Origin of the sequence: Mesorhizobium sp. M1142 (assembly GCF_040318565.1) — a bacterium.
In the GTDB taxonomy this organism is placed as follows: domain Bacteria; phylum Pseudomonadota; class Alphaproteobacteria; order Rhizobiales; family Rhizobiaceae; genus Mesorhizobium.
Genome location: NZ_JAMYMK010000059.1, coordinates 1 through 3,768, shown reverse-complemented (window position 1 = coordinate 3,768; position 3,768 = coordinate 1). Strand labels below are relative to the sequence as shown.

4 protein-coding genes are annotated in these 3,768 nt (G+C 64.5%); 3 read left to right on the top strand and 1 reads right to left on the bottom strand.

Translation table 11 applies throughout. From position 1 onward, the window contains the following. Positions 1–17: 17 nt before the first annotated feature. On the top strand, positions 18–626 hold the full coding sequence (locus tag NKH42_RS30940; protein WP_352754756.1) for a GNAT family N-acetyltransferase: 609 nt from the start codon (positions 18–20) through the stop codon (positions 624–626). 60 nt (positions 627–686) lie between these two features. On the opposite strand, the gene NKH42_RS30935 is transcribed toward NKH42_RS30940, so the two are convergent. Beyond that, entirely contained in the window at positions 687–971 is a 285-nt protein-coding gene (locus NKH42_RS30935; RefSeq protein ID WP_352688081.1) for an SCP2 sterol-binding domain-containing protein, read from the bottom strand. Between the two features lie 343 nt (positions 972–1,314). Between NKH42_RS30935 and NKH42_RS30930 the strand changes: the two genes are divergently transcribed. Further along, positions 1,315–3,048: a chloride channel protein gene (locus tag NKH42_RS30930; protein WP_352754749.1), complete on the top strand. Its 1,734-nt coding sequence runs from the start codon at positions 1,315–1,317 to the stop codon at positions 3,046–3,048. 148 nt (positions 3,049–3,196) lie between these two features. Next, positions 3,197–3,616, top strand: coding sequence for a DOPA 4,5-dioxygenase family protein (locus NKH42_RS30925; protein WP_352688085.1), 420 nt, complete (start codon positions 3,197–3,199; stop codon positions 3,614–3,616). Positions 3,617–3,768 lie beyond the last annotated feature (152 nt).

Below are 3,768 nucleotides of genomic sequence, written 5' to 3'. Positions count from 1 at the left end.
TGCAAGCCAACGATAGGATGGCAAACTGTTCGCGATGTCCTCGCACAGCTGTTCGCGATGTCCCCGGTCCAAACAGGGGGGAGATAACCGGCGCTTTTGCGATCGTCGCCGAAACTGCGGCAGATATTGCATCGCGCGAGGCTTTGCTCGATCGCGCCATGGGGCCGAAGCGCCGGAAAAAGTCGTCGGAAAAGCTGCGGCGCGGCCGCCGGCCTTCGGAGGGCCTGGCCTTTGTCGCGCGCGACGCGTCGGGCACTGTTGCCGGCACGGTACGGCTGTGGGACGTGGTACTGGGCGAAGGCGGCAAGACAGCGTTGCTGCTCGGCCCGCTTGCGGTCGACCCGGCGCTCAAGAATGCCGGCATTGGCTCGGCGCTGATGCACCACGCGATCGCTGAGGCCGCGCGCCTTGGCCATGCGGCGATCCTGTTGGTCGGCGACGCGCCCTACTACAAGCGCTTCGGGTTCTCGGCCGCGAAGACCGGCCCTCTGGCCATGCCGGGACCTTACGAACGGCACCGCTTGCTGGCGCTGGAACTGGTGGAAGGCGCGCTCGACGGCGCGCAAGGCACGCTGAAGGCGGCCGGGCGCAAGCTGAAGGCACAGCGGCTGCCGCTCGCTGCGTGACGGATCAGAAACAAGCCGCCCATTGCACGGCGGCTCGTTTTCATCCCGGACCGGAGTGGATCAGCCGATCAGCTGGCTGAGCGCCATGGCGACGCTCATGTCGCCTTCGACCTTTATCTTGCCGGACATGAAAGCCATGGTCGGGTTGAGATCGCCTGAGATCAGCGAGTCCAAATCGTCGAGCGACAGCTTTATCGTGCAATCGGCCGGCGCATCGGTGGTCGAGACATCGGCGCCGTCGATGACGATGACGCCGTCGCTGCCGGTGTCGAATTTCACGGAGCGATCGAACCCGGCGCTCGCCACGCGCGACTTGATCTTGTCGGCAATCTCCTGAACGCCCATGGCGGTTCTCCTCGTCTCGTTGCGTTTGTCGCACATTGGCACTTCGATCCGCGACACTTCGATCTGGCCGAAGTCGCCGTCTTGCGCATTTCGCGATCACGGTCGCCGGCGCATATAGCTTCGGGTTGACGTTTACGTCAACGCGGCTCCCCGAGATGAAGATGGGGTTTATCGCCGCAGCATCACGCGGGCATGACACCTTGGCGGCCGGCATGTTGCCATGCGATGTTGCCGAGGGTATCAGGCACCACTCCCCCCTTGGATATCGGCGAGCCGCCCGGTGCTTTCCAGAAAAGAACCGCCCAGAAACGAACCGCAAGTCTATGCCCGCCGGTTGCGCGCGGTGCTGATCAGATCTATCCCGCTGCTCGAGGCACGCGGCATTGCCGTGGTCATTCTGGCGGCCCTGGTCGGGATGATGGCGGGTGCGCTGGTCACCGGCATGAGCGGACTGGTGCAGGTCCTGCATGGGCTCATGTTCGGCGTTCAGCCCGGCGGTCGGCTTTCGGCGATGTTTTCGCTGCAAAGGCCGGAGCAGGCGCTGATACCGGCGATCGGCGGCATCCTGCTCGGGCTGACGGTGATCTGGCTGAGAAAGCGAAAATTCCGCACGCCGGTCGATCCGATCGAAGCCAATGCACTTTACGGCGGCCGCATGTCGCTGACCGACACCTTCATCATCGCCGGGCAGACGATGATCTCGAGCGGCTTCGGCGCTTCGGTCGGGCTCGAGGCCGGCTATACGCAGGTGGGTTCGGGCCTGGCGTCGCGGCTGGCGCGCCTATTCAGGCTGCGCCGCAACGATGTCCGCATCCTGGTCGGCTGCGGTGCCGCCGGCGCGATCGCCGCCGCTTTCGACGCGCCGCTGACCGGCGCCTTCTACGGGTTCGAGCTGGTCATCGGCATCTACTCGGTCGCCAATGTCGCGCCGGTGATGGCCGCCGCGATCTCAGCCTCGCTTACCGCCGAGGTGTTCGGCGGCGTGCCGTTTCCGCTGGAACTCGCCGGTTTGCCGCAGCTCACCGTCAGCCAGTATCTGCCGTTCATGCTGCTCGGGCTTCTGGGCGGCGGCGCTTCCATCGCCATCATGCATCTGGTGAGCATGATCGAGCGCGTCTTTGCGCGGCTGTCGATCGACGCCTCGCTGCGCCCAGCCATCGGCGGCGTGATGGTCGGGCTGATGGGGCTGGTCACGCCGCAGGTCCTGTCCAGCGGCCATGGCGCGCTGCACCGCGAATTCGCAATGAATTACGGGCTGGCCGTGGTGGCCAGCGTCTTCGTGCTGAAGCTGGCGGCGTCGGCGATCTCGCTCGGCTCCGGCTTCCGTGGCGGCTTGTTCTTTGCCTCGCTGTTCCTCGGCGCGCTGCTCGGCAAGATGTTTGCCGGCGCTATGGCATTCGTCTCGCCGGCGACCGGCATCGACCCGGCCGTCGCCGCGGTCGTCGGCATGACCTCGCTCGCCGTAGGCGTCGTCGGCGGCCCGTTGACGATGACCTTCCTGGCGCTGGAATCGACCCGTGACCTGACGCTGACCGGCGTGGTGCTGGCCGCCTCGCTCATGGCGGCGATCCTGGTGCGCGAAACTTTCGGCTATTCCTTCTCGACATGGCGTTTTCACCTGCGCGGCGAAACCATCCGCAGCGCGCATGATGTCGGCTGGATGCGCAGCCTGACTGTCGGCTCGATGATGCGAAAGGATGTCCGCACCATCGACGCCTCGACGACGCTTGCGGAATTCCGCAAGCAGGTGCCGCTCGGTGCCTCGCAGCGCGTCATCGCGGTCGACGCCGACCTGCATTATGTCGGCGTGCTGATCGTCGCCGAATTGCACAGCCATTTGTCGGATGACGAGATGCCGGTGCTGTCCTTCGTCAAGTTCAAGGACGCGGTGCTGGTGCCGAGCATGAACGTGCAATCGGCCGCCGAGACTTTTCAGCGCGCCGGCGCCGAGGAATTGGCGGTGGTCGAGGATTTCACCGACCGCAAGGTGGTCGGGCTGCTGACCGAAGGCCATCTGATGCGGCGCTATGCCGAAGAACTCGACAAGGCGCGGCGCGATCTGTCGGGCGAGGGGTAGCGCACGTGACAGGCCAAGTCTTGGTCATCGATGGTAGTGAGACGGTTGTCCCGGTTTTCCCCCTAAAGACGCGGCATCAACGCTGCCTCGACAAGGTCGGCCTTCCATGCTTCGGGTTCGCCGGTAATCATCGAAGGAGAGCATCAAGGTGAACGAAAACACCAAAAGTCCAAGGCCGCTTTCGGAAATTGTCAGCTATCACGCGCACATCTACTATGACGGGCAGGCCGAGCGGCAGCATGCCGAATGGCTGCGCCTGCGCATCGGCGAGCGTTTCCGCGTGCGCCTGGGCAATTGGCGCGACGAGCCGGTCGGCCCGCATCAGCAGGCCATGTACCAGGTCTCCTTCGCCACCGGGATTTTCGCTACGCTGGTCCCATGGCTGATGCTGAACCATGGCGGCCTGAGCATCCTCATCCACCCCAACACCACCAACCCCAAGCGCGACCATCTGGTCGACCCGATCTGGATAGGGCGGCCGTTGGGGGTGAAGGGCGAGGTGCTTGGCGAGGAGGATGAGGCGGAGGAGGCGCTGGAGGTGAATACGCAGCCGACGTTGGGGGTGTAGCAGGGCAATCGCGTAGGGCAACCAAGGTCTTCGCTCTACGAGTACCCCCACCCCTAACCCCTCCCCACTGTTTGGACCGGGGACATCGCGAACAGCTGTGCGAGGACATCGCGAACAGTTTGCCATCCTATCGTTGGCTTACATTGAGGTCG